This window comes from Staphylococcus sp. aM (assembly GCF_052975125.1).
Genome location: NZ_CP121447.1, coordinates 2,294,726 through 2,319,968, shown reverse-complemented (window position 1 = coordinate 2,319,968; position 25,243 = coordinate 2,294,726). Strand labels below are relative to the sequence as shown.

General features: G+C 37.1%; 16 protein-coding genes, 1 tRNA gene, 3 rRNA genes and 1 other RNA gene. All 21 read left to right on the top strand.

The window, feature by feature from the left end; genetic code table 11:
• Window positions 1-7: 7 nt before the first annotated feature.
• The 21 genes from gltB (at window position 8) to yabA (ending at window position 25,188) form a co-directional block, all read left to right on the top strand.
• Window positions 8-4,504, top strand: coding sequence for a glutamate synthase large subunit (gltB, locus tag P7F85_RS11415; protein WP_002466881.1), 4,497 nt, complete (start codon window positions 8-10; stop codon window positions 4,502-4,504).
• Between the two features lie 15 nt (window positions 4,505-4,519).
• A complete protein-coding gene (locus P7F85_RS11410; protein WP_002466873.1) occupies window positions 4,520-5,983 on the top strand; it encodes a glutamate synthase subunit beta in 1,464 nt (487 codons plus the stop codon).
• A gap of 53 nt (window positions 5,984-6,036) precedes the next feature.
• A tRNA-Ser gene (locus tag P7F85_RS11405) sits at window positions 6,037-6,129 on the top strand.
• 294 nt (window positions 6,130-6,423) lie between these two features.
• Window positions 6,424-7,860, top strand: a complete 1,437-nt coding sequence (gene treP / locus P7F85_RS11400; protein WP_002466879.1) for a PTS system trehalose-specific EIIBC component — start codon at window positions 6,424-6,426, stop codon at window positions 7,858-7,860.
• Between the two features lie 75 nt (window positions 7,861-7,935).
• The gene (gene treC / locus P7F85_RS11395; RefSeq protein WP_002466878.1) at window positions 7,936-9,573 is read left to right on the top strand and encodes an alpha,alpha-phosphotrehalase; all 1,638 of its coding nucleotides are present in this window, start codon (window positions 7,936-7,938) and stop codon (window positions 9,571-9,573) included.
• Window positions 9,574-9,598: 25 nt separating this feature from the next.
• Window positions 9,599-10,333 (top strand): trehalose operon repressor, encoded by a 735-nt coding sequence (gene treR, locus P7F85_RS11390; protein ID WP_002466885.1) that lies wholly within the window; start codon window positions 9,599-9,601, stop codon window positions 10,331-10,333.
• A 91-nt stretch (window positions 10,334-10,424) separates the two neighbouring features.
• Window positions 10,425-10,694, top strand: an RNA gene (gene ffs, locus P7F85_RS11385) — signal recognition particle sRNA large type.
• A 155-nt stretch (window positions 10,695-10,849) separates the two neighbouring features.
• Window positions 10,850-11,380, top strand: coding sequence for a GNAT family N-acetyltransferase (locus tag P7F85_RS11380; RefSeq protein WP_002466880.1), 531 nt, complete (start codon window positions 10,850-10,852; stop codon window positions 11,378-11,380).
• A 70-nt stretch (window positions 11,381-11,450) separates the two neighbouring features.
• The gene (gene dnaX, locus P7F85_RS11375) at window positions 11,451-13,151 is read left to right on the top strand and encodes a DNA polymerase III subunit gamma/tau (protein WP_002466882.1); all 1,701 of its coding nucleotides are present in this window, start codon (window positions 11,451-11,453) and stop codon (window positions 13,149-13,151) included.
• A gap of 89 nt (window positions 13,152-13,240) precedes the next feature.
• Complete coding sequence (locus P7F85_RS11370; RefSeq protein ID WP_002466877.1) at window positions 13,241-13,558, top strand: YbaB/EbfC family nucleoid-associated protein; 318 nt, start codon at window positions 13,241-13,243, stop codon at window positions 13,556-13,558.
• Between the two features lie 4 nt (window positions 13,559-13,562).
• Window positions 13,563-14,159, top strand: a complete 597-nt coding sequence (gene recR / locus P7F85_RS11365) for a recombination mediator RecR (RefSeq protein WP_002466890.1) — start codon at window positions 13,563-13,565, stop codon at window positions 14,157-14,159.
• 472 nt (window positions 14,160-14,631) lie between these two features.
• Window positions 14,632-16,184: ribosomal RNA gene (locus tag P7F85_RS11360) — 16S ribosomal RNA — on the top strand.
• 379 nt (window positions 16,185-16,563) lie between these two features.
• Window positions 16,564-19,485: ribosomal RNA gene (locus P7F85_RS11355) — 23S ribosomal RNA — on the top strand.
• 70 nt (window positions 19,486-19,555) lie between these two features.
• Window positions 19,556-19,670: ribosomal RNA gene (rrf, locus tag P7F85_RS11350) — 5S ribosomal RNA — on the top strand.
• The 16S, 23S and 5S rRNA genes sit together here, the layout of an rRNA operon.
• A gap of 410 nt (window positions 19,671-20,080) precedes the next feature.
• A complete protein-coding gene (locus P7F85_RS11345; protein WP_002465699.1) occupies window positions 20,081-20,608 on the top strand; it encodes a GNAT family N-acetyltransferase in 528 nt (175 codons plus the stop codon).
• Window positions 20,609-20,652: 44 nt separating this feature from the next.
• On the top strand, window positions 20,653-21,990 hold the full coding sequence (locus P7F85_RS11340; RefSeq protein ID WP_002465708.1) for an Orn/Lys/Arg family decarboxylase: 1,338 nt from the start codon (window positions 20,653-20,655) through the stop codon (window positions 21,988-21,990).
• A gap of 2 nt (window positions 21,991-21,992) precedes the next feature.
• Complete coding sequence (tmk, locus tag P7F85_RS11335; protein WP_002465698.1) at window positions 21,993-22,604, top strand: dTMP kinase; 612 nt, start codon at window positions 21,993-21,995, stop codon at window positions 22,602-22,604.
• A gap of 34 nt (window positions 22,605-22,638) precedes the next feature.
• Window positions 22,639-22,968, top strand: a complete 330-nt coding sequence (locus tag P7F85_RS11330) for a cyclic-di-AMP receptor (RefSeq protein ID WP_002451717.1) — start codon at window positions 22,639-22,641, stop codon at window positions 22,966-22,968.
• Window positions 22,969-23,093: 125 nt separating this feature from the next.
• A complete protein-coding gene (locus tag P7F85_RS11325) occupies window positions 23,094-24,020 on the top strand; it encodes a DNA polymerase III subunit (protein WP_002465709.1) in 927 nt (308 codons plus the stop codon).
• Window positions 24,021-24,824, top strand: a complete 804-nt coding sequence (locus P7F85_RS11320; RefSeq protein ID WP_002465695.1) for a PSP1 domain-containing protein — start codon at window positions 24,021-24,023, stop codon at window positions 24,822-24,824. It begins immediately after the preceding gene.
• A 16-nt stretch (window positions 24,825-24,840) separates the two neighbouring features.
• Window positions 24,841-25,188 carry a DNA replication initiation control protein YabA gene (gene yabA, locus P7F85_RS11315; RefSeq protein WP_002465715.1) on the top strand — a complete coding sequence of 116 codons (348 nt, stop codon included), beginning with the start codon at window positions 24,841-24,843 and terminating at the stop codon, window positions 25,186-25,188.
• Window positions 25,189-25,243: the final 55 nt, after the last annotated feature.

The window sequence follows — 25,243 nt, the reverse complement described above, 5'->3', positions numbered from 1 at the left end:
GTGCATCATGTATAATGAGAAGCTAAAAAAGGGATTATACGATTATCGTGAGGAACATGATGCTTGTGGTATTGGTTTTTACGCTAATATGGATAACATTAGATCGCACGACGTCATTGAAAAATCATTAGAAATGTTATGTAGATTAGATCATAGAGGTGGTATCGGTGCTGATGGAATGACTGGTGATGGTGCAGGTATCATGACTGAAATTCCCTTTAAATTCTTTGAACAATTGCATGATTTACCACTACCTAATGAAGGTGAATATGCAGTAGGACTATTTTTCTCTAAAGAACGTGTGATTGGAAGTAAACATGAAGCGGTGTTGAATCAATATTTTGAAAGTGAAGGCCTTGGTGTCATAGGTTATCGTGATGTACCTGTCAATAAAGAAGCAGTAGCACAACATGTAGCTAATACTATGCCCTTTATTCAACAAGTGTTTATCGATATTCGTCAAGCTGAAAATATAAATAAACAACTTTATTTAGCTAGAAAACAAATAGAGTATTACGCTGAACGAAAAGGGATAGAATTATATTTTACAAGTTTATCTCACAAAACGATTGTCTATAAAGGATGGCTACGGTCTGATCAAATTAAAGGGTTATATTTAGATTTAACACACGAAGCCTATCAATCGAAACTTGGTCTAGTACATTCAAGATTTAGTACTAATACATTTCCAAGTTGGAAACGTGCACATCCTAATCGCCTACTTATGCATAATGGCGAGATTAATACAATTAAAGGTAATGTTAATTGGATGCGTGCACGTCAAAATAAATTAGTTCATACACTTTTTGGTGAAGATCAACATAAAATACATCGTATTGTCGATGAAGATGGTAGTGATTCATCTATCGTTGATAATGCGTTAGAGTTTTTATCTTTGGCAATGGAACCGGAGAAAGCTGCAATGCTATTAATACCAGAGCCATGGCTTTATAACAAATCGAATAATAAAGATGTACGTTCGTTTTATGAATTCTATAGTTACTTAATGGAACCTTGGGATGGGCCTACAATGATTTCATTTTGTAACGGGGATAAGATTGGTGCATTAACAGACCGTAATGGTTTACGTCCAGGTAGATATACTATTACGAAAGATAATTTTATCGTCTTCTCTTCTGAAGTTGGCGTAATAGATGTTGATGAATCAGAGGTTGCGTTTAAAGGGCAATTAAATCCTGGAAAATTATTATTAGTCGATTTTAATAAAAATAAAGTCGTTGAAAATAATGAATTGAAATATGAAATTGCTAGTGAACATCCATATGCAGAGTGGCTAAAAACAGAAAAATATGAAGCTAATATTGATAATGTGACATACTGCCCAAATGAATATGATGCTAAGACTCTATTTAAACTACAACGTCAATTTGCGTATACAAAAGAAGAAATGAATAAGTATATTGTTGACTTAGTATTGCAGAAGAAGGATCCTATTGGTGCTATGGGCTACGACGCGCCTATTGCAGTTTTAAATGATAGACCTGAAAGCTTATTTAATTATTTTAAGCAGTTATTTGCACAAGTTACTAATCCACCTATTGATGCTTACAGAGAAAAAATTGTCACAAGTGAAATGTCTTATTTAGGTGGCGAAGGTAATCTTTTGAAACCTGATAAAACAGTACTTCATCGTGTTCAACTTAAAAAACCTGTATTAACAGAAGCCCAATTAGAAGCTATTGATACAGAGATCTTTAAAACGACTTATGTTTCAACTATATATCATGATGATTTAGAAGCTAGCTTGAATCGTTTATCTGATAAAGTAATACAGCATGTCAAAAATGGTTCTGAAATTATTGTATTAGACGATAGCTTATTAGCGTCTGAATCAGGATTTGCCATGCCAATGCTATTGGCAATGAGTCATGTTCATCAATGTTTGATACGCGAAGGTTTGCGTATGGAAACAAGTTTAGTAGCAAAATCTGGCGAAACACGTGAAGTACATCACGTAGCATGTTTATTAGGTTATGGGGCAAATGCTATCGTGCCATATTTAGCTCAACGAACGGTTGAACAACTCACAAATAATGGCAAACTACATGGCACAGTAACATCTAATGTCGAAACATATACAAACGTGTTATCAGAAGGTGTTATTAAAGTAATGGCTAAAATGGGAATTTCAACAGTTCAAAGTTATCAAGGTGCACAAATATTTGAAGCTGTTGGGATATCACAAACTGTTATTGATCAGTATTTTTCAGGAACGCAATCTAAAATTTCTGGTATTAGCATTCAACAAATTGATGAGGAAAATAAAGCGAAACAAGGATCCCATTCAGATTATTTAGCGTCTGGTAGTACTTTCCAATGGAGACAACAAGGACAACATCATGCTTATAATCCTAAGACTATTTTCTTATTACAACATGCTTGTCGCGATAATGACTATGAATTATTCAAACAATATTCCGATACGGTTAACCAACAGCGACAAGATTTTATTCGTCATTTATTAGAATTTAAGACTTGTAAACCTATTGATATATCAAAAGTTGAGCCTGCTTCTGAAATCGTTAAACGTTTTAACACAGGTGCAATGAGTTATGGATCTATATCAGCTGAAGCACATGAAACATTGGCGCAAGCAATGAACAGTCTAGGAGGTAAAAGTAATAGCGGTGAAGGAGGAGAAGATCCTTTGCGCTATCAACCTCAGAAAGATGGTAGTAATAAAATTAGTGCAATTAAACAAGTAGCCTCTGGAAGATTTGGTGTAACGAGTGACTATTTACAACATGCAAAAGAAATACAGATTAAAGTAGCGCAAGGTGCTAAACCTGGTGAGGGTGGTCAATTGCCGGGTTCTAAAGTATATCCGTGGATTGCCGAAACAAGAGGATCTACACCAGGTATCGGTCTCATTTCACCACCACCGCATCATGATATATATTCTATCGAAGACTTAGCACAATTGATTCATGATTTGAAAAATGCGAATAAAGAAGCAGATATTGCTGTTAAATTAGTGTCAAAAACAGGTGTGGGAACCATTGCATCAGGGGTAGCAAAAGCGTTTGCAGATAAAATCGTCATCAGTGGCTATGACGGTGGAACAGGTGCATCACCTAAAACTAGTATTCAACATGCGGGTGTGCCTTGGGAAATAGGTTTGGCAGAAACACATCAAACGTTGAAATTAAATGATTTACGAAGTCGAGTAAAGTTAGAAACAGATGGTAAATTGCTCACTGGTAAAGATGTAGCGTACGCATGTGCGCTTGGAGCGGAAGAGTTTGGATTTGCAACAGCACCATTAGTGGTGTTGGGATGTGTCATGATGCGAGTTTGTCATAATGATACATGTCCAGTAGGTGTTGCAACTCAAAACAAAGATTTACGTGCTTTATTTAAAGGAAAAGCACAACATGTTGTACATTTTATGTATTTTATTGCAGAAGAATTACGTGAAATACTTGCCTCATTAGGATTGCGAACAGTTGAAGAATTAGTAGGACGAACAGACTTATTACAACGTTCCTCTCATATTAAGCCAGGAACAAAAGCAGCCTCTGTTGACATCGAACGATTAATCAACAAAGCGGATGGTCCTAATACTAAAGAAATAGAACAAAATCATCATTTAGATGAAGGTTTTGATTTGAATTATCTATATCCTGATGCCAAGCAAAGTATAGAGGCAGGTCATGTATTTTCAGGAAGTTATACCATTAAGAACGTTCAACGTGATGTTGGTGTGATTACTGGTAGTGCGATTGCTAAACGATATGGGGAAAAAGGTTTACCAGAAGATACCATTTATGTTCATACCGATGGACATGCTGGTCAAAGTTTGGCTGCTTTTGCGCCAAAAGGATTAACGATACATCATAATGGTGATGCGAATGACTATGTAGGTAAAGGTTTGTCAGGTGGTACAGTCATTGTGCAGTCGCCTAATACAACACGTGAAAATGAAATCATAGCAGGAAACGTATGCTTCTATGGTGCATCAAAAGGTAAAGCTTTTATTAATGGTAAAGCTGGAGAACGTTTCTGTATTAGAAATAGTGGTGCAGATGTGGTAGTTGAAGGTATTGGTGATCATGGACTTGAATATATGACAGGTGGTCATGTTTTAATACTTGGCGACGTAGGAAAGAACTTCGGTCAAGGCATGAGTGGTGGCGTAAGTTATGTATTCCCAAGTGATATCAATCAATTTAAGACACAGCATGCACTTAATACTTTGGAATTTAGTGAAGTTATGTATGACGAAGAAAAGCAATTTATTAAAAAGATGCTTGAAAGTCATGTGAAATATACACATAGCTCAAAAGCACAAAATATATTGCAACATTTTGATGAAATTGAAAATCTAGTTGTCAAAGTGATACCAAAAGATTATAAATTAATGATGCAAAAAATTGATATTCAATTACGTCAACACAATAAAAAAGACGACGCTATGTTAGCGGCATTTTATGATAATAGTTCAAGTGTTGATGAGACATTAAAACCAGCAGTGGTTTATTAAGAAAGAGGGATTATCATGGGCGAATTTAAAGGGTTTATGAAATATGAAAAGCAAGCATTATCAGAATTGTCTTTGATTGATCGTCTTTCAAATCATCACGCATTTCAACAACGTTTTACTAAGGAAGATGCATCTACTCAAGGGGCGAGATGTATGGACTGTGGTACACCTTTTTGTCAAAGTGGATTATCCTATGGTTTTGAAACGATAGGATGCCCCATAGGTAACTATATTCCGGAATGGAACGATTTAGTTTATCGAGGTGATTTTAAAGCAGCCTACGAGAGACTGAGTGAAACAAACAATTTTCCGGAATTTACGGGACGTGTATGTCCAGCACCATGTGAGCAATCATGTGTAATGAAAATTAATCGAAATTCTGTAGCTATTAAAGGTATTGAGCGTACAATTATTGATGAAGCATATGAAAATGGATGGGTTAAGCCAAAATATCCTGAAGCGGATAAAGGGAAAAGCGTTGCCATCGTAGGAAGTGGTCCAGCTGGGTTGACAGCAGCTGATGAACTTAATCATAGAGGCTATAAAGTCACAGTATATGAACGAGCTAAAGAACCTGGTGGATTATTGATGTATGGTATTCCTAACATGAAATTAGATAAAGATGTGGTAAGACGTCGTATTAAATTAATGAAAGAAGCTGGTGTTCAGTTTAAAACTGGCATTGAAATTGGCGTCGATATCAGTCGTGAAGACTTAGAAGCAACATATGATGCTATTATTTTATGTACCGGTTCACAAAATGCTAGAGACTTACCATTAGAGGGACGTATGGGTTATGGCATTCATTTTGCAATGGATTATTTAACAGAGCAAACACGGTTTCTAACTGGTGAAATTGACGAAGTAACAATCACAGCTAAAGATAAGAATGTCATTATTATTGGTGCAGGTGATACTGGTGCAGATTGCGTAGCAACAGCATTGCGTGAAAATTGTAAATCCATTGTGCAGTTCAATAAATTTACGAAACTTCCTGAAGAAATCACTTTTGAAACCAATACGTCATGGCCACTTGCCTTACCAGTATTCAAAATGGACTATGCACATAAAGAATGTGAAGTGAAATTTGGCAAAGAGCCACGTGCATACGGTGTTCAAACAATGAGATATGATGTGGACGATTCTGGAAAAGTGAGGGGCCTGTATACACAAATATTAAGAGAGACTGAAGACGGTACGGTGATGGAAGATGGACCAGAGCGATTTTGGCCAGCGGATTTAGTTATACTTTCCATTGGCTTTGTAGGAACTGAAATCACCATTCCACAATCATTTGGTATTAAAACCGAACGAAATAAAATTGTGGCAAATGACAAAGACTTTAGAACGAGTCATTCGAAGATTTTTGCTGCTGGAGATGCACGCAGAGGACCTAGTCTTGTTGTATGGGCTATTAAAGAAGGAAGAGCCGTAGCTGACGCAGTTGAAACGTATTTAAACCAAGAAATTCTAGTGTAAAAAAAGAATTGACTTTTAATGAACACTATTATATGATAATTATTGTGTTCAATGGAGGAATACCCAAGTCCGGCTGAAGGGATCGGTCTTGAAAACCGACAGGGCCTTAACGGGCCGCGGGGGTTCGAATCCCTCTTCCTCCGCCATTAGAATTTTAAATCCAAGACTAATAGATATAAAAGGCAAGTATTCATTGTATAATGAGTATTTGCCTTTTTTATTTGCTTTTGAAAATCCCTTTCTTTATATAACTACCTTAAGACGGAGTTGAATACTGTAATATTGATAGTTCTATAAGCTTAATGAAGTGATAGTTCCAAACTGAAAAGTGACTCATTTGTGTCTTTTAACTGAAATATTATATCAATTTACTTGAAAGCCTTTACATAACTTGTCTAGACAAGTTATACTCTGAGTAAGAAAACAAAGGAGTGAAGGCTATGGCTGTAAAAAAACAAGATGTAAAAGCCATTGTAGATGCAATTGGAGGAAAAGAGAACCTTGATACGGCAACACACTGTGTAACAAGACTACGGTTAGTATTAAAAGATGATAATAAAGTAGACAAAGATGCGCTAAGCGATAATCCATTAGTAAAAGGACAATTTAAAGCAGATCATCAGTATCAAATTGTTATTGGTCCGGGAACGGTAGATGAAGTTTATAAACAATTTGTAGCAGAGACAGGAGCAGAAGAAGCTTCTAAAGACGACGCTAAACAAGCTGCAGCTAAAAAAGGTAATCCAATTCAAAGATTGATTAAATTATTGGGGGATATATTTATACCAATCTTACCAGCAATTGTAACAGCTGGGTTATTAATGGGGATTAATAACATTTTAACCATGGAAGGTCTATTTGGACCTAAAAAATTAATAGAAATGTACCCACAAATTGCGGATATTTCAAATATTATTAATGTCATCGCAAGTACCGCTTTCATTTTCTTACCTGCATTAATTGGTTGGAGTAGTATGCGTGTATTTGGAGGAAGTCCAATTTTAGGATTGGTTTTAGGGCTTATCTTGATGCATCCGCAACTTGTCTCACAATATGATATAGGTAAAGGCCATATACCAACTTGGAATATATTCGGCTTAGAAATTAAGCAACTTAATTATCAAGGACAAGTTTTACCAGTCCTATTAGCAACATATGTATTAGCGCAATTAGAGAAAGCACTAAACAAAGTTGTACATGATTCTATTAAGATGCTCGTCGTTGGTCCAGTAGCATTATTGATTACTGGTTTCCTAGCGTTTATAGTTATAGGACCTATTGCTTTAATATTAGGTACAGGCATTACAAATGGTGTGACTTATGTATTTGAACATGCAGGATGGTTAGGTGGGGCGTTATATGGCTTATTATATGCACCACTGGTAATTACAGGTTTACATCATATGTTCTTAGCTGTTGATTTCCAATTAATGGGTAGTAGTTTAGGCGGCACATATTTATGGCCAATTCTAGCGATTTCAAATATTTGTCAAGGTTCAGCGGCATTTGGTGCATGGATTGTCTATAAACGTAAGAAAATGGTTAAAGAAGAAGGCCTAGCATTTACTTCAGGTATTTCAGGTGTGTTAGGTGTAACTGAACCAGCTTTATTCGGTGTGAACTTGCCATTGAAATATCCATTTGTTGCAGCTATTCTGACTTCAAGTGTACTAGGTGCTTTCATCGGTGCTCACAAAGTATTAGGTAGTGTTGGTGTAGGTGGTTGGCCTGCATTTATCTCAATCAAAAGTGAATTTTGGTGGATTTATCTTCCAGCTACATTAATAGCGACAGTTGTCCCAGCTGTATTAACAATAGTATTTTCAAGATTTAGTAATCAAAAAGCTAAAAAGATGGTCGACACATCTAATTCATAAAAAAAGTAAAGCGTTCAAGTTGATAAACCTCTGAGCGCTTTTTATTTTCATACAATACATAAAGGTGGTTTAACAATGAGTGAACAAGACTGGAGAAAATCAGTTGTTTATCAAATATATCCCAAATCATTTAATGATACGACGGGTAATGGTGAGGGCGATTTAAGAGGTATTATTGAGAAATTAGATTATTTGCAATTTTTAGGTGTAGATTATATATGGTTAACGCCTATTTATGAATCACCTATGAACGATAATGGTTATGACATTAGTGATTATCTAACTATTAATGAACGATTTGGTACTTTAGAAGATTTTAAAATTTTAGTGAAAGAAGCACACCAACGAGATATTAAAGTAATGATGGATATTGTGATTAACCATACATCAACAGAACATCAATGGTTTAAGGAAGCCATTCAATCTAAAGATAGTCCTTACCGAGATTATTATTTCTTTAGACATTCTGAAGATGGGCCACCCACAAATTGGGAATCCAAATTCGGAGGAAATGCATGGCAATATGATGAAAAAAGTGATGAATATTATTTGCACTTATTTGATGTTACTCAAGCAGATTTGAATTGGGATAATCCAGACGTTAGACAAGCCTTATATCAGATTGTCAATTATTGGATTGATTTCGGTGTGGACGGTTTCCGTTTTGATGTAATTAATCTTATTTCCAAAGGTGAATTTAGGGATTCTGATAAAATCGGAAAAGAGTTTTATACGGATGGACCAAAAGTGCATGAGTATCTACATGAATTGAACCAACATACGTTTGGTGATAAGCATATGATGACTGTCGGTGAAATGTCATCTACTACCATTGATCACTGTATTAAATATTCTAATCCAGAAAGAAACGAATTGAGCAGCGTATTTAATTTCCATCACTTAAAGGTAGATTATCCTAACGGTGAAAAATGGGCTAAAGGTAGTATGGATTTCCAACAGCTAAAAAAAATATTGATGGATTGGCAATTAGGTATATATGAAGGTGGTGGCTGGAATGCGATATTCTGGTGTAATCACGATCAACCACGTGTAGTTTCACGATTCGGGGATGATAGTACTGAATCTTTACGTCAAGCAAGTTCTAAAACATTAGCCATTGCGCTACACATGTTACAAGGAACGCCATATATCTATCAAGGGGAAGAAATTGGTATGACTAACCCTCATTTCAATTCAATAGACGCATATAGAGATGTAGAATCATTAAATGCTTATGATTATTTGAAAAATCAAGGATATAAAGAACAAGAAATTTTAGAAATATTAGATCAAAAATCACGTGATAATTCCCGTACACCAATGCAATGGAATGCATCGAATCATGCAGGTTTTACAACTGGTGAACCTTGGATTAATATTCCTCAAAACTATCAACATATTAATGTGGAAGAAGCAATGAAAGATTCTGAGTCTATTTTACACACATATAAAACATTGATTTCGTTAAGACATCATCACGATATAATAACTTATGGTAATATTGAACCAATGTATATGGAACACGAACAATTATTTGTATATCGTCGTCATTATCACAACCAAACTTGGCTGATTATAGCTAATTTTTCTAAAGAACCTGTAATGCTACCTGAAGATTTAAATGTCTCAGGTGATGTGATTATTCAAAATGGTACGTTAGAACAACGTCAAATATCAGGGTTTGGTGCAATGGTGGTTGAAACGGCGAAGTAATTTTAAGTAAAAAGAGGATATCAACATGGCTCAAAAGAAATTCATTTCCATTTATGAACAGTTAAAAAATCAAATTTTATCAGAACAATACCAATATGGTGATCAAATACCGTCAGAGAATGAATTGGTATCTACTTATGGAACATCTAGAGAAACGGTTCGTAAAGCACTTGAGTTGTTAGCGAATGATGGCATGATTCAAAAGATTAGAGGAAAAGGGTCTGTTGTTATATACCAAGGTATCACTGAATTTCCGTTTTCAGAGTTGATTAGTTTCAAAGAGGTACAAAATCAATTAGGTTTGAAACACCAAACCGAACTTATTGTTAATGAAGAAGTTAGAGCGGGCGATTATGAAAGAGTGAGGTTAGCATTAGGATTAAAAGCTGAAGAAAGATTGATTCATGTTATTCGTACGCGTTCTATTAAAGGCAAGGTGAAAATCTTAGATGAAGATTTTTTCTTGAAATCTGTGGTTAAATCTATTACTGCTAGCGTTGCCAAGAAGTCTATATATGACTATTTAGAAAATGATTTAGCATTAGATATTAGTTATTCAAGTAAATCTATTACCTTTGAACCATTTTCAAAATTAGACTATGAGATGTTTGGTGATATAAACCCTCCTTATACAGCGACAGTGCGAAGTACAGTATATTTAAAGGATACGACACAGTTTCAGTATAATATATCTAAACATCTTGCGACTGAATTTAAATTTAAGGAGTTTTCAAGACGTCTCGAAAATTTATTACAATAAAGTTGAAGTGGAACGAATTTATGATAGATATTTATAGTTGTAAGATTTTAAGCTTGCAAACATAATAGGAATTATAGTATTATAAATCTTACCGTGCTAGGTGGGGAGGTAGCGGTTCCCTGTACTCGAAATCCGCTTTATGCGAGACTTAATTCCTTTGTTGAGGGCGTATTTTTGTGAAGTCTGCCCGAAGCACGTAGTGTTTGAAGATTTCGGTCCTATGCAATATGAACCCATGAATCATGTCAGGTCCTGACGGAAGCAGCATTAAGTGGACTCTCATATGTGCCGTAGGGTAGCCGAGATTTAGCTAACGACTTCGGTAACGTTTGTGATATACGTTCGATACAAAGGTGCACGGTTTTTAAATTGATAAATAATATCGAATATAGATTTGAGCGACTTATGAGATGAGTCGCTCTCTTTTTTATATAAATAGATAAATGTGACATAATTTGATAAAGTTATAACGAAAAAACAAACGAAATAGCTAATGACGTATATGGTGGTGTAAAGATGCAAATCTATTTGAGTACCTTAACAGAAGTGGACTATGAAGAATCATTAAATAGTATTGAAGCAAATTATGATGAACAACCGGAAGCAAGTTGGCAGGAAAAAGCGCTTGTTAAAACACTTAGAAAGTCAGATGACTATAATTATGAGCTAGAGGTTATAGCGAAGAACGAACAAAATGAAGTGATTGGACATATCATGCTTGTCGAAGTCAGTGTCATTTCAGAAGAGAAAACATATACCGCTTTGACAGTTGCTTCATTATCAGTAAAAAAGGAATTAAGAAATCAAGGATTAGGTAAAGCACTAGTTCAAGCTGTTGAAGAACGTGCGAAATCAGAAGGGTATACTACAATTGTAGTTGATCGAGAAACATCGTACTTTACTCAATTAGGATATCAATTAGCAAATGAATATGATTTATATTCTGAAGATGAAGATGTCACACAGCCTTTATTAGTGAAGTTTCTATGGGATAATTTAACAGACCAACCAATTGGACAAGTAAAATATCCAAGTATTATGCGTTAAAGAATTTTTATTGATGAACATGCTAGCACAAATGATATAATAGAGAGTAATTGCAAACGGAGGTGCTAAGGTGAATTATCAAGCGTTATATCGTATGTATCGTCCTCAAAGTTTTGATGATGTCGTTGGACAAGAACATGTAACTAAAACTTTGCGAAATGCGATATCTAAAGGGAAACAATCCCATGCCTATATATTTAGTGGCCCTAGAGGAACAGGAAAAACAAGTATTGCTAAGGTGTTTGCTAAAGCTATTAATTGTACAAATAGTACAGATGGAGAACCATGTAACGAGTGTGCGATTTGTAAAGGTATCACTCAAGGTACTAATTCTGATGTGATTGAAATAGATGCTGCGAGTAACAATGGTGTTGACGAGATCAGAAATATTAGAGATAAAGTTAAATACGCACCAAGTGAATCTGAATACAAGGTTTATATTATTGATGAAGTGCACATGTTAACGACAGGTGCTTTTAACGCGTTATTAAAAACATTAGAAGAACCACCTGCACACGCAATTTTTATATTAGCTACGACTGAACCGCACAAAATTCCACCAACTATTATTTCAAGAGCGCAAAGATTTGATTTTAAAGCTATCAGTTTAGAACAAATTGTCGAACGTTTGAAATACGTAGCTGATTCACAGTCATTACCTTACGATGATGAGGCACTAGAATTTATTGCTAAGGCCTCAGAAGGTGGTATGCGAGATGCGCTAAGTATTATGGACCAAGCTATTGCTTTTGGAGATGAACATTTAACATTGCAAGATGCGTTAAATGTTACGGGTAGCGTAGATGAAGCATCTTTAAATGAATTATTTAAAGATGTAGTTAAAGGTGATGTCAAGGCATCATTTACGAGATATCATCAATTTGTTACTGAAGGGAAAGAAGTCAATCGTTTAATAAATGATATGATTTATTTCGTCAGAGATACAATTATGAATAAAACGTCTAATCAAGACGTTGAATATGACGCACTTCTTCATTTTGACTTGGACACCTTATATCGCATGATCGATATTATCAATGATACTTTAGTATCTATACGTTTTAGTGTGAATCAAAGTGTTCATTTCGAAGTGTTGTTGGTAAAATTAGCTGAAATGATTAAAGCTAAACCAGAAACAGTGCAAAATGTTGCTACGACCCAAGTTGCTACAGAACCTAACAATGATGTTTTATTACAACGTATGGAACAATTAGAGCAGGAATTGAAAGTATTAAAATCTCAAGGTATAGCTACATCAGGACAAACGCAATCACCGAAAAAACCAATTAGAAGTCAACAACGCTCAAAAAATGCATTTTCTATGCAACAAATTGCTAAAGTGCTAGATAAAGCCAATAAAGATGATATCAAACTACTCAAAGATCATTGGCAAGAGGTCATTGATCATGCTAAAAACAATGATAAAAAGTCTTTAGTAAGTTTACTTCAAAATTCAGAACCAGTAGCGGCAAGCGAAGATCATGTGTTAGTGAAATTTGAAGAAGAGATACACTGCGAAATCGTTAATAAAGACGATGAAAAGCGTAATAATATAGAAAGTGTAGTTTGCAATATCGTTAATAAAACAGTCAAAGTAGTAGGTGTTCCTTCAGATCAATGGTTACGTGTAAGAGCAGAATATCTTCAAAACAGAAAGCATGATCAACATAATGAAGCGGAAAAAATAGAAACTGAGCCAGAACAAGAAGATGTGGCACAAAAGGCAAAAGATTTATTCGGAGAAGAAACAGTACATATGATAGATGATTAGCTACACATGACAAGGCTAATATTCGTATGTATAATATAAACAAAGTTAGTATTTAAAGAATTCTAGGAATTACAAGGAGGAAATAGATTATGCGCGGTGGCGGAAATATGCAACAAATGATGAAACAAATGCAAAAAATGCAAAAGAAAATGGAACAAGAACAGGAAAAATTAAAAGAAGAACGTGTAGAAGGTACAGCTGGTGGCGGTATGGTTACTGTAACTGTTACTGGACATAAAGAAGTCATAGATGTACAAATCAAAGAAGATGCAGTAGATCCAGATGACGTTGAAATGTTACAAGACTTAGTATTAGCAGCTACTAATGAAGCGATGAACAAAGCTGACAAGTTAACACAAGAACGCTTAGGTAAACATACTCAAGGCTTAAATATCCCTGGAATGTGATAACATGCATTATCCAGAACCTATATCCAAACTTATAGATAGTTTTATGAAATTGCCAGGCATTGGTCCTAAGACCGCTCAACGTCTGGCATTTCACACATTAGATATGAAAGAAGATGACGTCGTTCAATTTGCGAAAGCACTCGTAGATGTAAAGCGTGAACTTACCTATTGTAGTGTGTGCGGACATATAACTGAAAAAGACCCTTGTTATATTTGCGAAGATAAACAAAGAGATCGCTCGGTCATTTGCGTCGTTGAAGATGATAAAGATGTTATTGCAATGGAAAAAATGAGAGAGTTTAAAGGTTTATACCATGTTTTACATGGCTCGATATCACCTATGGATGGTATAGGCCCTGAGGACATTAATATACCAGCATTGGTTGAACGCTTGAAAAATGATGAAGTTAAAGAGTTAATACTCGCAATGAACCCAAATCTTGAAGGTGAATCAACAGCAATGTATATTTCTCGTCTCGTCAAACCAATAGGCATTAAAGTCACTCGTTTAGCACAAGGATTATCTGTTGGTGGAGATTTAGAATATGCAGATGAAGTAACGTTATCCAAAGCGATTGCAGGTAGAACCGAAATGTAGCAATTAGCACTGATACATAATGTGTCAGTGTTTTTTAATTTTCTTTAATAAATCATTAAAAAGTTAAAGTTTGGTTATAGGCGGGGTGAAGAAGTATATTGCGATGAGAACCAAGGAGTTTTTATTTCAAAACCGAACTTTTATAACAGTCTTTATCACATTATACGAAATTAGTGATACCAAGAGATTTAGGTAGTTAAGAAAGTGTAAATTTTACTGTTGTTAAAAGTTTTGAATGTCTGTATAGTATATATTTGTTGAGCGAAACAAAGCGAAAACAACACAAATCACTTCAAAAATTATTTATAAAAAGTTATTGACTTTCGAGTTGATAAGGCGTATAATTAATTCTTGACGGTAAAAGAAATGAACATTGAAAACTGAATGACAATATGTCAACGTTAATTCCAATAATGTAACGAAAGTTACAACAATTAATTTAGTTTTATGAGCTAATCAAACATCATAATTTTTTATGGAGAGTTTGATCCTGGCTCAGGATGAACGCTGGCGGCGTGCCTAATACATGCAAGTCGAGCGAACAGATAAGGAGCTTGCTCCTTTGACGTTAGCGGCGGACGGGTGAGTAACACGTGGATAACCTACCTATAAGACTGGGATAACTTCGGGAAACCGGAGCTAATACCGGATAACATATTGAACCGCATGGTTCAATAGTGAAAGGCGGCTTTGCTGTCACTTATAGATGGATCCGCGCCGTATTAGCTAGTTGGTAAGGTAACGGCTTACCAAGGCAACGATACGTAGCCGACCTGAGAGGGTGATCGGCCACACTGGAACTGAGACACGGTCCAGACTCCTACGGGAGGCAGCAGTAGGGAATCTTCCGCAATGGGCGAAAGCCTGACGGAGCAACGCCGCGTGAGTGATGAAGGTCTTCGGATCGTAAAACTCTGTTATCAGGGAAGAACAAATGTGTAAGTAACTGTGCACATCTTGACGGTACCTGATCAGAAAGCCACGGCTAACTACGTGCCAGCAGCCGCGGTAATACGTAGGTGGCAAGCGTTATCCGGAATTATTGGGCGTAAAGCGCGCGTAGGCGGTTTTTTAAGTCTGATGTGAAAGCCCACGGCTCAACCGTGGAGGGTCATTGGAAACTGGAAAACTTGAGTGCAGAAGAGGAAAGTGGAATTCCATGTGTAGCGGTGAAATGCGCAGAGATATGGAGGAACACCAGTGGCGAAGGCGACTTTCTGGTCTGTAACTGACGCTGATGTGCGAAAGCGTGGGGATCAAACAGGATTAGATACCCTGGTAGTCCACGCCGTAAACGATGAGTGCTAAGTGTTAGGGGGTTTCCGCCCCTTAGTGCTGCAGCTAACGCATTAAGCACTCCGCCTGGGGAGTACGACCGCAAGGTTGAAACTCAAAGGAATTGACGGGGACCCGCACAAGCGGTGGAGCATGTGGTTTAATTCGAAGCAACGCGAAGAACCTTACCAAATCTTGACATCCTTTGACCGCTCTAGAGATAGAGTCTTCCCCTTCGGGGGACAAAGTGACAGGTGGTGCATGGTTGTCGTCAGCTCGTGTCGTGAGATGTTGGGTTAAGTCCCGCAACGAGCGCAACCCTTAAGCTTAGTTGCCATCATTAAGTTGGGCACTCTAAGTTGACTGCCGGTGACAAACCGGAGGAAGGTGGGGATGACGTCAAATCATCATGCCCCTTATGATTTGGGCTACACACGTGCTACAATGGACAATACAAAGGGCAGCTAAACCGCGAGGTCAAGCAAATCCCATAAAGTTGTTCTCAGTTCGGATTGTAGTCTGCAACTCGACTACATGAAGCTGGAATCGCTAGTAATCGTAGATCAGCATGCTACGGTGAATACGTTCCCGGGTCTTGTACACACCGCCCGTCACACCACGAGAGTTTGTAACACCCGAAGCCGGTGGAGTAACCATTTATGGAGCTAGCCGTCGAAGGTGGGACAAATGATTGGGGTGAAGTCGTAACAAGGTAGCCGTATCGGAAGGTGCGGCTGGATCACCTCCTTTCTAAGGATATATTCGGAACATCTTCGTAGAAGATGAGGAATAACATTGACATATTGTATTCAGTTTTGAATGTTTATATAACATTCAACATATCTTCTTTTTCAAAGAAAGCGATTCGTAGACAATGCGTTGAGTTACTTTAAAGCGAAGTTTACTAGAGTAAATGAGTATTTAAAGTAATGATAACAAAACAGTATGCAAACGCTTGACTGGAAATAGAACTTGTACATTGAAAACTAGATAAGTAAGTAAAATAGATTTTACCAAGCAAAACCGAGTGAATTAGAGTTTTAAAGCTTGAATTCATAAGAAATAATCGCTAGTGTTCGAAAGAACACTCACAAGATTAATAACGCGTTTCCTGTAGGATGGAAACATAGATTAAGTTATTAAGGGCGCACGGTGGATGCCTTGGCACTAGAAGCCGATGAAGGACGTTACTAACGACGATATGCTTTGGGGAGCTGTAAGTAAGCGTTGATCCAGAGATTTCCGAATGGGGAAACCCAGCATGAGTTATGTCATGTTATCGATATGTGAATACATAGCATATCAGAAGGCAGACCCGGAGAACTGAAACATCTTAGTACCCGGAGGAAGAGAAAGAAAAATCGATTCCCTGAGTAGCGGCGAGCGAAACGGGAAGAGCCCAAACCAACAAGCTTGCTTGTTGGGGTTGTAGGACACTCTATACGGAGTTACAAAAGTATATATTAGACGAATCATCTGGAAAGTTGAATCAAAGAAGGTAATAATCCTGTAGTCGAAAATATATACTCTCTTGAGTGGATCCTGAGTACGACGGAGCACGTGAAATTCCGTCGGAATCTGGGAGGACCATCTCCTAAGGCTAAATACTCTCTAGTGACCGATAGTGAACCAGTACCGTGAGGGAAAGGTGAAAAGTACCCCGGAAGGGGAGTGAAAGAGAACTTGAAACCGTGTGCTTACAAGTAGTCAGAGCCCGTTAATGGGTGATGGCGTGCCTTTTGTAGAATGAACCGGCGAGTTACGATTTGATGCAAGGTTAAGCAGCTAATGTGGAGCCGTAGCGAAAGCGAGTCTGAATAGGGCGTTTAGTATTTGGTCGTAGACCCGAAACCAGGTGATCTACCCTTGGTCAGGTTGAAGTTCAGGTAACACTGAATGGAGGACCGAACCGACTTACGTTGAAAAGTGAGCGGATGAACTGAGGGTAGCGGAGAAATTCCAATCGAACTTGGAGATAGCTGGTTCTCTCCGAAATAGCTTTAGGGCTAGCCTCAAGTGATGATTATTGGAGGTAGAGCACTGTTTGGACGAGGGGCCCTTCTCGGGTTACCGAATTCAGACAAACTCCGAATGCCAATTAATTTAACTTGGGAGTCAGAACATGGGTGATAAGGTCCGTGTTCGAAAGGGAAACAGCCCAGACCACCAGCTAAGGTCCCAAAATATATGTTAAGTGGAAAAGGATGTGGCGTTGCCCAGACAACTAGGATGTTGGCTTAGAAGCAGCCATCATTTAAAGAGTGCGTAATAGCTCACTAGTCGAGTGACACTGCGCCGAAAATGTACCGGGGCTAAACATATTACCGAAGCTGTGGATTGTCCGTAGGACAATGGTAGGAGAGCGTTCTAAGGGCGTCGAAGCATGATCGCAAGGACATGTGGAGCGCTTAGAAGTGAGAATGCCGGTGTGAGTAGCGAAAGACGGGTGAGAATCCCGTCCACCGATTGACTAAGGTTTCCAGAGGAAGGCTCGTCCGCTCTGGGTTAGTCGGGTCCTAAGCTGAGGCCGACAGGCGTAGGCGATGGATAACAGGTTGATATTCCTGTACCACCTAGTATCGTTTTAATCGATGGGGGGACGCAGTAGGATAGGCGAAGCGTGCTATTGGATTGCACGTCCAAGCAGTAAGACTGAGTGTTAGGCAAATCCGGCACTCATAAGGTCAAGCTGTGATGGGGAGAGGAAATTGTTTCCTCGAGTCGTTGATTTCACACTGCCAAGAAAAGCCTCTAGATAGATAACAGGTGCCCGTACCGCAAACCGACACAGGTAGTCAAGATGAGAATTCTAAGGTGAGCGAGCGAACTCTCGTTAAGGAACTCGGCAAAATGACCCCGTAACTTCGGGAGAAGGGGTGCTCTTTAGGGTTAACGCCCAGAAGAGCCGCAGTGAATAGGCCCAAGCGACTGTTTATCAAAAACACAGGTCTCTGCTAAACCGTAAGGTGATGTATAGGGGCTGACGCCTGCCCGGTGCTGGAAGGTTAAGAGGAGTAGTTAGCTTCTGCGAAGCTACGAATCGAAGCCCCAGTAAACGGCGGCCGTAACTATAACGGTCCTAAGGTAGCGAAATTCCTTGTCGGGTAAGTTCCGACCCGCACGAAAGGCGTAACGATTTGGGCACTGTCTCAACGAGAGACTCGGTGAAATCATAGTACCTGTGAAGATGCAGGTTACCCGCGACAGGACGGAAAGACCCCGTGGAGCTTTACTGTAGCCTGATATTGAAATTCGGCACAGCTTGTACAGGATAGGTAGGAGCCTTTGAAACGTGAGCGCTAGCTTACGTGGAGGCATTGGTGGGATACTACCCTAGCTGTGTTGGCTTTCTAACCCGCACCACTTATCGTGGTGGGAGACAGTGTCAGGTGGGCAGTTTGACTGGGGCGGTCGCCTCCTAAAAGGTAACGGAGGCGCTCAAAGGTTCCCTCAGAATGGTTGGAAATCATTCATAGAGTGTAAAGGCATAAGGGAGCTTGACTGCGAGACTTACAAGTCGAGCAGGGTCGAAAGACGGACTTAGTGATCCGGTGGTTCCGCATGGAAGGGCCATCGCTCAACGGATAAAAGCTACCCCGGGGATAACAGGCTTATCTCCCCCAAGAGTTCACATCGACGGGGAGGTTTGGCACCTCGATGTCGGCTCATCGCATCCTGGGGCTGTAGTCGGTCCCAAGGGTTGGGCTGTTCGCCCATTAAAGCGGTACGCGAGCTGGGTTCAGAACGTCGTGAGACAGTTCGGTCCCTATCCGTCGTGGGCGTAGGAAATTTGAGAGGAGCTGTCCTTAGTACGAGAGGACCGGGATGGACATACCTCTGGTGTACCAGTTGTCGTGCCAACGGCATAGCTGGGTAGCTATGTATGGACGGGATAAGTGCTGAAAGCATCTAAGCATGAAGCCCCCCTCAAGATGAGATTTCCCAACTTCGGTTATAAGATCCCTCAAAGATGATGAGGTTAATAGGTTCGAGGTGGAAGCGTGGTGACACGTGGAGCTGACGAATACTAATCGATCGAAGACTTAATCAAAATTTATGTTTTGCGAAGCAAAATCATTTTACTTACTATCTAGTTTTGAATGTATAATACATTCCATTTGTCTGGTGACAATGGCAAGGAGGTCACACCTGTTCCCATGCCGAACACAGAAGTTAAGCTCCTTAGCGCCGATGGTAGTCGGACTAACGTTCCGCTAGAGTAGGACGTTGCCAGGCAAATAATAGGATGCGATGAGCCGCATTGAGACCGCAAGGTCTCTTTTTTTATGTTTAAAATAAGAAAGTCAACGCAGAGCAAATGCGTTTAGACGATGAATTGAAGAATGAGTGCAACGAGCTTAGTCGAGCTAAGTGAGTAAGTGAGAGATGAAAATGAAGAAGTATAAGCGTATTTCTCTCAAGTTGAAAAAGGTCCTTAGCGCCGAAGGTAGCAGACTAACGTTCTAAAGCAAAACAGTGAGGTATTTTTAAATTTTTGAATAGTGGTAAATACCCCAAGGCCTTAATGGCCTCTTTTTTTTATGTCTAACACTTAACTTAATAATTAAATTTAATGTGAAAAAGCTTGAAATGATTTACATTTAAAACAAAATTCAATACTATCGTATTTAAAGGAGTGCTTTAAAATGATCATTAGAGCTTTAGAAAAAACAGATTTACAATATTTACATAATTTGAATAATGAATATTCAATTATGTCTTATTGGTTTGAAGAGCCTTATCAATCATTAAGTGAATTAGAATCGTTATACCAAAAGCATATTTTAGATGAATCAGAAAGACGATTTGTTATTGAAGAGGATCAACAATCCATTGGTGTTGTTGAGTTATTAGAAATTAATTTTATACATAGAACTTGTGAAGTGTTGATTATAGTTGACCCGCAATTTGCGAATAGAGGTTATGCGAAAAAAGCGTTTAAGATGGCAGTAGATTATGCGTTTTTAGTGCTTAACATGCATAAAGTATATTTATATGTAGATGTAAATAATGAGAAGGCAGTACATATTTATAAAAGTAATAACTTTGAAATTGAAGGAAAATTAAAAGAACACTTCTATACAAGAGGAGAATATAGAGACTGCTATGTCATGGGACTATTAAAACGAAATTGGGTTAATCAACAAGATGATGATTTATCTCATATAAGATAGTCTAGGTTAGATAAGACGATTATAATAGTGAAGAGAGTGATGATTTGAGTTTACCAATATCAAAAAAATTACATGAATTAATATCACAACAAAGTATTTCCATGCATGTGCCTGGTCACAAAAATATGACTATAGGTAAGTTGGAATCATTGGATTTGAAAATGGATATGACAGAAATCACTGGATTGGACGATTTACATCATCCAGAAGATATCATTTTAGAAAGTATGTCAAACTTTAATAAACATAGAGATTACGATGCTTATCTATTAGTCAATGGTACTACTTCTGGTATTTTATCTGTAATCCAAGCCTTGGCATATGAATCTGGAAACTATTTGATACCTAGAAATGTACATAAGTCAGTTTTTCACGGATTGGAATTAGCGAATCAAAAAGCGACTTTAACAAACATGAAGGTAAGTTCAACATCCTATCATTATATAGCTCCTAACTTTAAAGGATTAGATTTGAGTCAACATAAATTAGCGATTATGACTTATCCCAATTATTATGGAGAAACTTACTCAATTCAAACTGATATAGACTTATTGCATTCTAATAATGTTCCAGTACTCGTTGATGAGGCACATGGTGCACATTTCGGTTTAGATGGATTTCCTGATTCTACATTAAATTATGGTGCTGATTATGTAGTTCAGTCTTATCATAAAACATTACCTGCACTTACAATGGGGTCAGTGTTATTTATACATAAAGATGCCCCTTATAAAGAAAGCATCAAACAATATTTATCTTATTTTCAAACGTCTAGCCCATCATATTTAGTCATGGCAAGTTTGGAGTTAGCACAAACATTTTATCAAAATTATGATAGTGACTTATTTTTTGAGAAAAGACATATACTCTCGAATGTTTTAAAACGTAAAAGTTTTGTTGTTAAAGAGGTTGATGACCCATTAAAAATGTTGATTTCTTACCCAGGTTATTCGGGGTATGAAATTCAAAAATGGTTTGAGAAGGAACATATATTTGTAGAGTTAGCAGACGAATATCAAATCTTATTTGTATTACCGTTATGGCATAAAGATGATAAATATCCTTTTGAGATATTAATAGATAAAATTAAAAGTATGGTCTTACCGAAAGTAAAGAAAGATGTGTTGATATACCCACAGCTTATGACAGAAAGTGGTACATTTTTACCTATGATATATAACAAAGTTAAATGGATTGATATTAGTCATTCAGAAGGAAAATTGTTAGCTCAACACGTTATACCTTATCCACCAGGTGTACCGATTCTGTTTAAAGGAGAAAAAATCACTTTAAATATGATAAAATTAATAAATCAATATCAACATTCAAATATGAAAGTTGAAGGAATAAAGAATAATCAAATATTAATTAAGGATGAATAAAAATGTCAGCATTTATAACATTTGAAGGGCCAGAAGGTTCAGGGAAAACAACGGTTTTAAAAGCAGTGGCTGAAAAGTTAGCTCAGCACTATGATGTTATATCGACCCGTGAACCTGGTGGTGTTCCAACAGGCGAAGAGATAAGAAAAGTCGTACTAGAAGGCAATCAAATGGATATTAGAACTGAAGCAATGCTATTTGCGGCATCGAGACGAGAACATTTAGTAGAAAAAGTAATACCTGCTTTGAGAAACAACCAAATTGTTCTTTGTGATAGATATATTGATAGTTCATTAGCATATCAAGGGTACGCGAGAGGTATCGGAATTGAAGAAGTGAAAGCTTTAAACGAATTTGCAATTAATGGACTATATCCAGATTTAACGATTTATTTAGATGTTTCTGCTGAAGTAGGTCGTGAGAGAATCCTCAGTAATCAAAGAGATCAGAATCGCTTAGATCAAGAGGATATTGATTTTCATGAAAAAGTCATTGAGGGATATCATCAAGTGATACATAATGAACCAGAACGTTTTGTTCAGATAGATGCAGATCAATCAATTGAAGAAGTTGTGTTAGCTACATATCAATCTATCATCAAATATTTAAAATAAATGTGATATAATAGACGAAAGAGGTGTTATAGAAATGAAGATGATTATAGCAATCGTCCAAGACCAAGACAGCCAAGAACTTTCAGACCAACTTGTCAAAAATGATTTTAGAGCAACAAAATTAGCAACAACAGGTGGTTTCTTAAAAGCCGGTAATACAACGTTCTTATGTGGTGTTAATGATGACCGTGTAGACGATTTATTATCAGTTATAAACAATACTTGTGGTAATAGAGAACAACTTGTGTCTCCTATTACACCAATGGGTGGTAGTGCAGATTCTTACATACCATATCCAGTTGAAGTGGAAGTTGGCGGCGCAACGGTATTCGTAATGCCTATTGAAGCTTTCCATCAATTTTAAATATAACTAATGTTTATTGCACGAGACATTCGTTTATTGATGAATTGTAATATACAGTATTTAACAATTTGAGACTGCTCTTTTAGCAGTCTTTTTATATAAGTAGATATAGGAGAGATATCCAGATGGATGAACAACAACAATTAGCTAATGCTTATGCGTCTAATAAATTGTCACATGCTTATCTTTTTGAGGGTGATGATGCACAATCAATGCAAAAGGTCGCTATTAATTTTGCTAAACTCATCTTATGTAACAATGATGAACAATGTGAAGCTAAAGTAAATACGTTGAATCATCCTGATTTTATGTATGTCTCTAGTGAAGAAAGTACAATAAAAAAAGAAAAGGTTGAACAACTCGTTCATCATATGAATCAACTACCGATAGAAGGTAATTATAAGGTATATATTGTAGAAGATTTTGAAAAATTAACTGTTCAAGGTGAAAATAGTATATTAAAATTCTTAGAGGAACCACCTCAAAATACGATAGCAATTTTATTATCAACTAAACCAGAACAGATTTTAGACACCATACATTCAAGATGCCAACATGTCTATTTTAAACCTATTGATAAAGGTCAGTTCATCAATCATTTAGTTGATGAGTCTTTGACACGTCCTGTAGCGGAAATGCTAAGTACATATACAACGCAAGTAGAGACTGCATTATCATTAAATGAAGAATATGACCTTACTAGTTTGAGAAAGACAATTATAAGATGGTGTGAGTTGTTATTGACAAATCGTTCGATGGCATTAATTGGGATTATCGATTTGTTAAAACAGGCGAAAAATCGTAAATTACAGTTGTTAACATTATCGGCCGTGAATGGAATTTTTGAGGATATCATGCACGCAAAAGTAGAAGCAAATAGTGAATATATATATAGTGATTTGAGTGTTGAGATAGAAAAGTATGCAAAGCATTTAACATATAACCAACTTATATTGATGTATGATCAATTGACAGAGGCACATAAAAAGTTAAATCAAAATGTAAACCCAACACTTGTATTCGAACAAATAGTGATTAAAGGTGTGAGATAGATGCCAGATGTAATAGGTGTCCAGTTTCAAAAAGCTGGAAAGTTAGAATATTATGCACCTAAAGATTTACAAATTGAAATGGACGATTGGGTAGTAGTGGAATCTAAGCGAGGCATAGAAATAGGATTAGTAAAAATGCCTACGAGAGCTGTAGATGATGGTGATGTTTCTCTTCCATTAAAAGAAGTAATGAGAATAGCGACACAACAAGATATTGATACCTACAATAATAATGCAATGGATGCTGAGAAGGCACTTGCACTATGTAAAGAGGTAGTAGCACAACAGGAATTGGATATGAGATTAGTTAATTGTGAATATACATTAGACAAATCAAAAGTCATTTTCAATTTTACTGCTGACGATCGTATTGACTTTAGAAAGTTAGTAAAAGTATTAGCACAAAACTTGAAAACAAGAATAGAATTAAGACAGATCGGTGTGCGAGACGAAGCTAAATTATTAGGTGGTATAGGGCCATGTGGACGCTCTTTATGCTGTTCAACTTTTTTAGGCGATTTCGAACCTGTGTCTATTAAAATGGCTAAAGACCAAAACTTGTCACTCAACCCTGCTAAAATTTCGGGCGCATGTGGGCGCTTGATGTGTTGCTTAAAATATGAAAACGATTATTATGAAGAAGCACGTGCTCAATTACCAGACGTAGGTGACTCAATTGAAACGCCTGATGGTAATGGCCAAGTAGTTGGATTAAATATCTTAGATATATCTATGCAAGTTAAAATAGACGGTATGGAACAACCATTAGAATATAAAATGGAAGAAATTGAAGCATTTAATTAAGGAGGTTTAACCACCTTTGAATCGTAATGAGTTATTTGAAAAATTAATGCGCTTAGAAACTAACATGAACCAGCTTAATCAAGATATGTTAGATTTAAAAGATTTAGCTGTAGCATTGGTTGAAGAAAATGTAGCGCTTCAAGTAGAAAATGATAATTTAAAACAATTAATGGATAAGAGCGAAAGTTCAAATTCTGAAACTGTAAACCCACACCATATGAAACATGTGAAGAAGCCACTGCCTAGTAAAGATAACTTAGCAATGTTATATAAAGAAGGATTTCATATTTGCAAAGGTGAGTTATTTGGCAAACATAGACAAGGTGAAGATTGTTTACTTTGTTTAAATGTATTAAGTGATTGAACTATGTTGATATAAGAAAGATGATAGGGATGTGTTATGAGTAGACGATGATAGA

What these genes read in the sequence shown, in the direction of transcription:
- P7F85_RS11345 (WP_002465699.1), top strand. Translation starts at nt 20,081, where the DNA reads ATGATCATTAGAGCTTTAGAAAAAACAGATTTACAATATTTACATAAT.
- recR (WP_002466890.1), top strand. Translation starts at nt 13,563, where the DNA reads ATGCATTATCCAGAACCTATATCCAAACTTATAGATAGTTTTATGAAA.
- treP (WP_002466879.1), top strand. Translation starts at nt 6,424, where the DNA reads ATGGCTGTAAAAAAACAAGATGTAAAAGCCATTGTAGATGCAATTGGA.
- treC (WP_002466878.1), top strand. Translation starts at nt 7,936, where the DNA reads ATGAGTGAACAAGACTGGAGAAAATCAGTTGTTTATCAAATATATCCC.
- P7F85_RS11380 (WP_002466880.1), top strand. Translation starts at nt 10,850, where the DNA reads ATGCAAATCTATTTGAGTACCTTAACAGAAGTGGACTATGAAGAATCA.
- P7F85_RS11325 (WP_002465709.1), top strand. Translation starts at nt 23,094, where the DNA reads ATGGATGAACAACAACAATTAGCTAATGCTTATGCGTCTAATAAATTG.
- P7F85_RS11320 (WP_002465695.1), top strand. Translation starts at nt 24,021, where the DNA reads ATGCCAGATGTAATAGGTGTCCAGTTTCAAAAAGCTGGAAAGTTAGAA.
- P7F85_RS11410 (WP_002466873.1), top strand. Translation starts at nt 4,520, where the DNA reads ATGGGCGAATTTAAAGGGTTTATGAAATATGAAAAGCAAGCATTATCA.
- P7F85_RS11330 (WP_002451717.1), top strand. Translation starts at nt 22,639, where the DNA reads ATGAAGATGATTATAGCAATCGTCCAAGACCAAGACAGCCAAGAACTT.
- gltB (WP_002466881.1), top strand. Translation starts at nt 8, where the DNA reads ATGTATAATGAGAAGCTAAAAAAGGGATTATACGATTATCGTGAGGAA.
- P7F85_RS11370 (WP_002466877.1), top strand. Translation starts at nt 13,241, where the DNA reads ATGCGCGGTGGCGGAAATATGCAACAAATGATGAAACAAATGCAAAAA.
- tmk (WP_002465698.1), top strand. Translation starts at nt 21,993, where the DNA reads ATGTCAGCATTTATAACATTTGAAGGGCCAGAAGGTTCAGGGAAAACA.
- treR (WP_002466885.1), top strand. Translation starts at nt 9,599, where the DNA reads ATGGCTCAAAAGAAATTCATTTCCATTTATGAACAGTTAAAAAATCAA.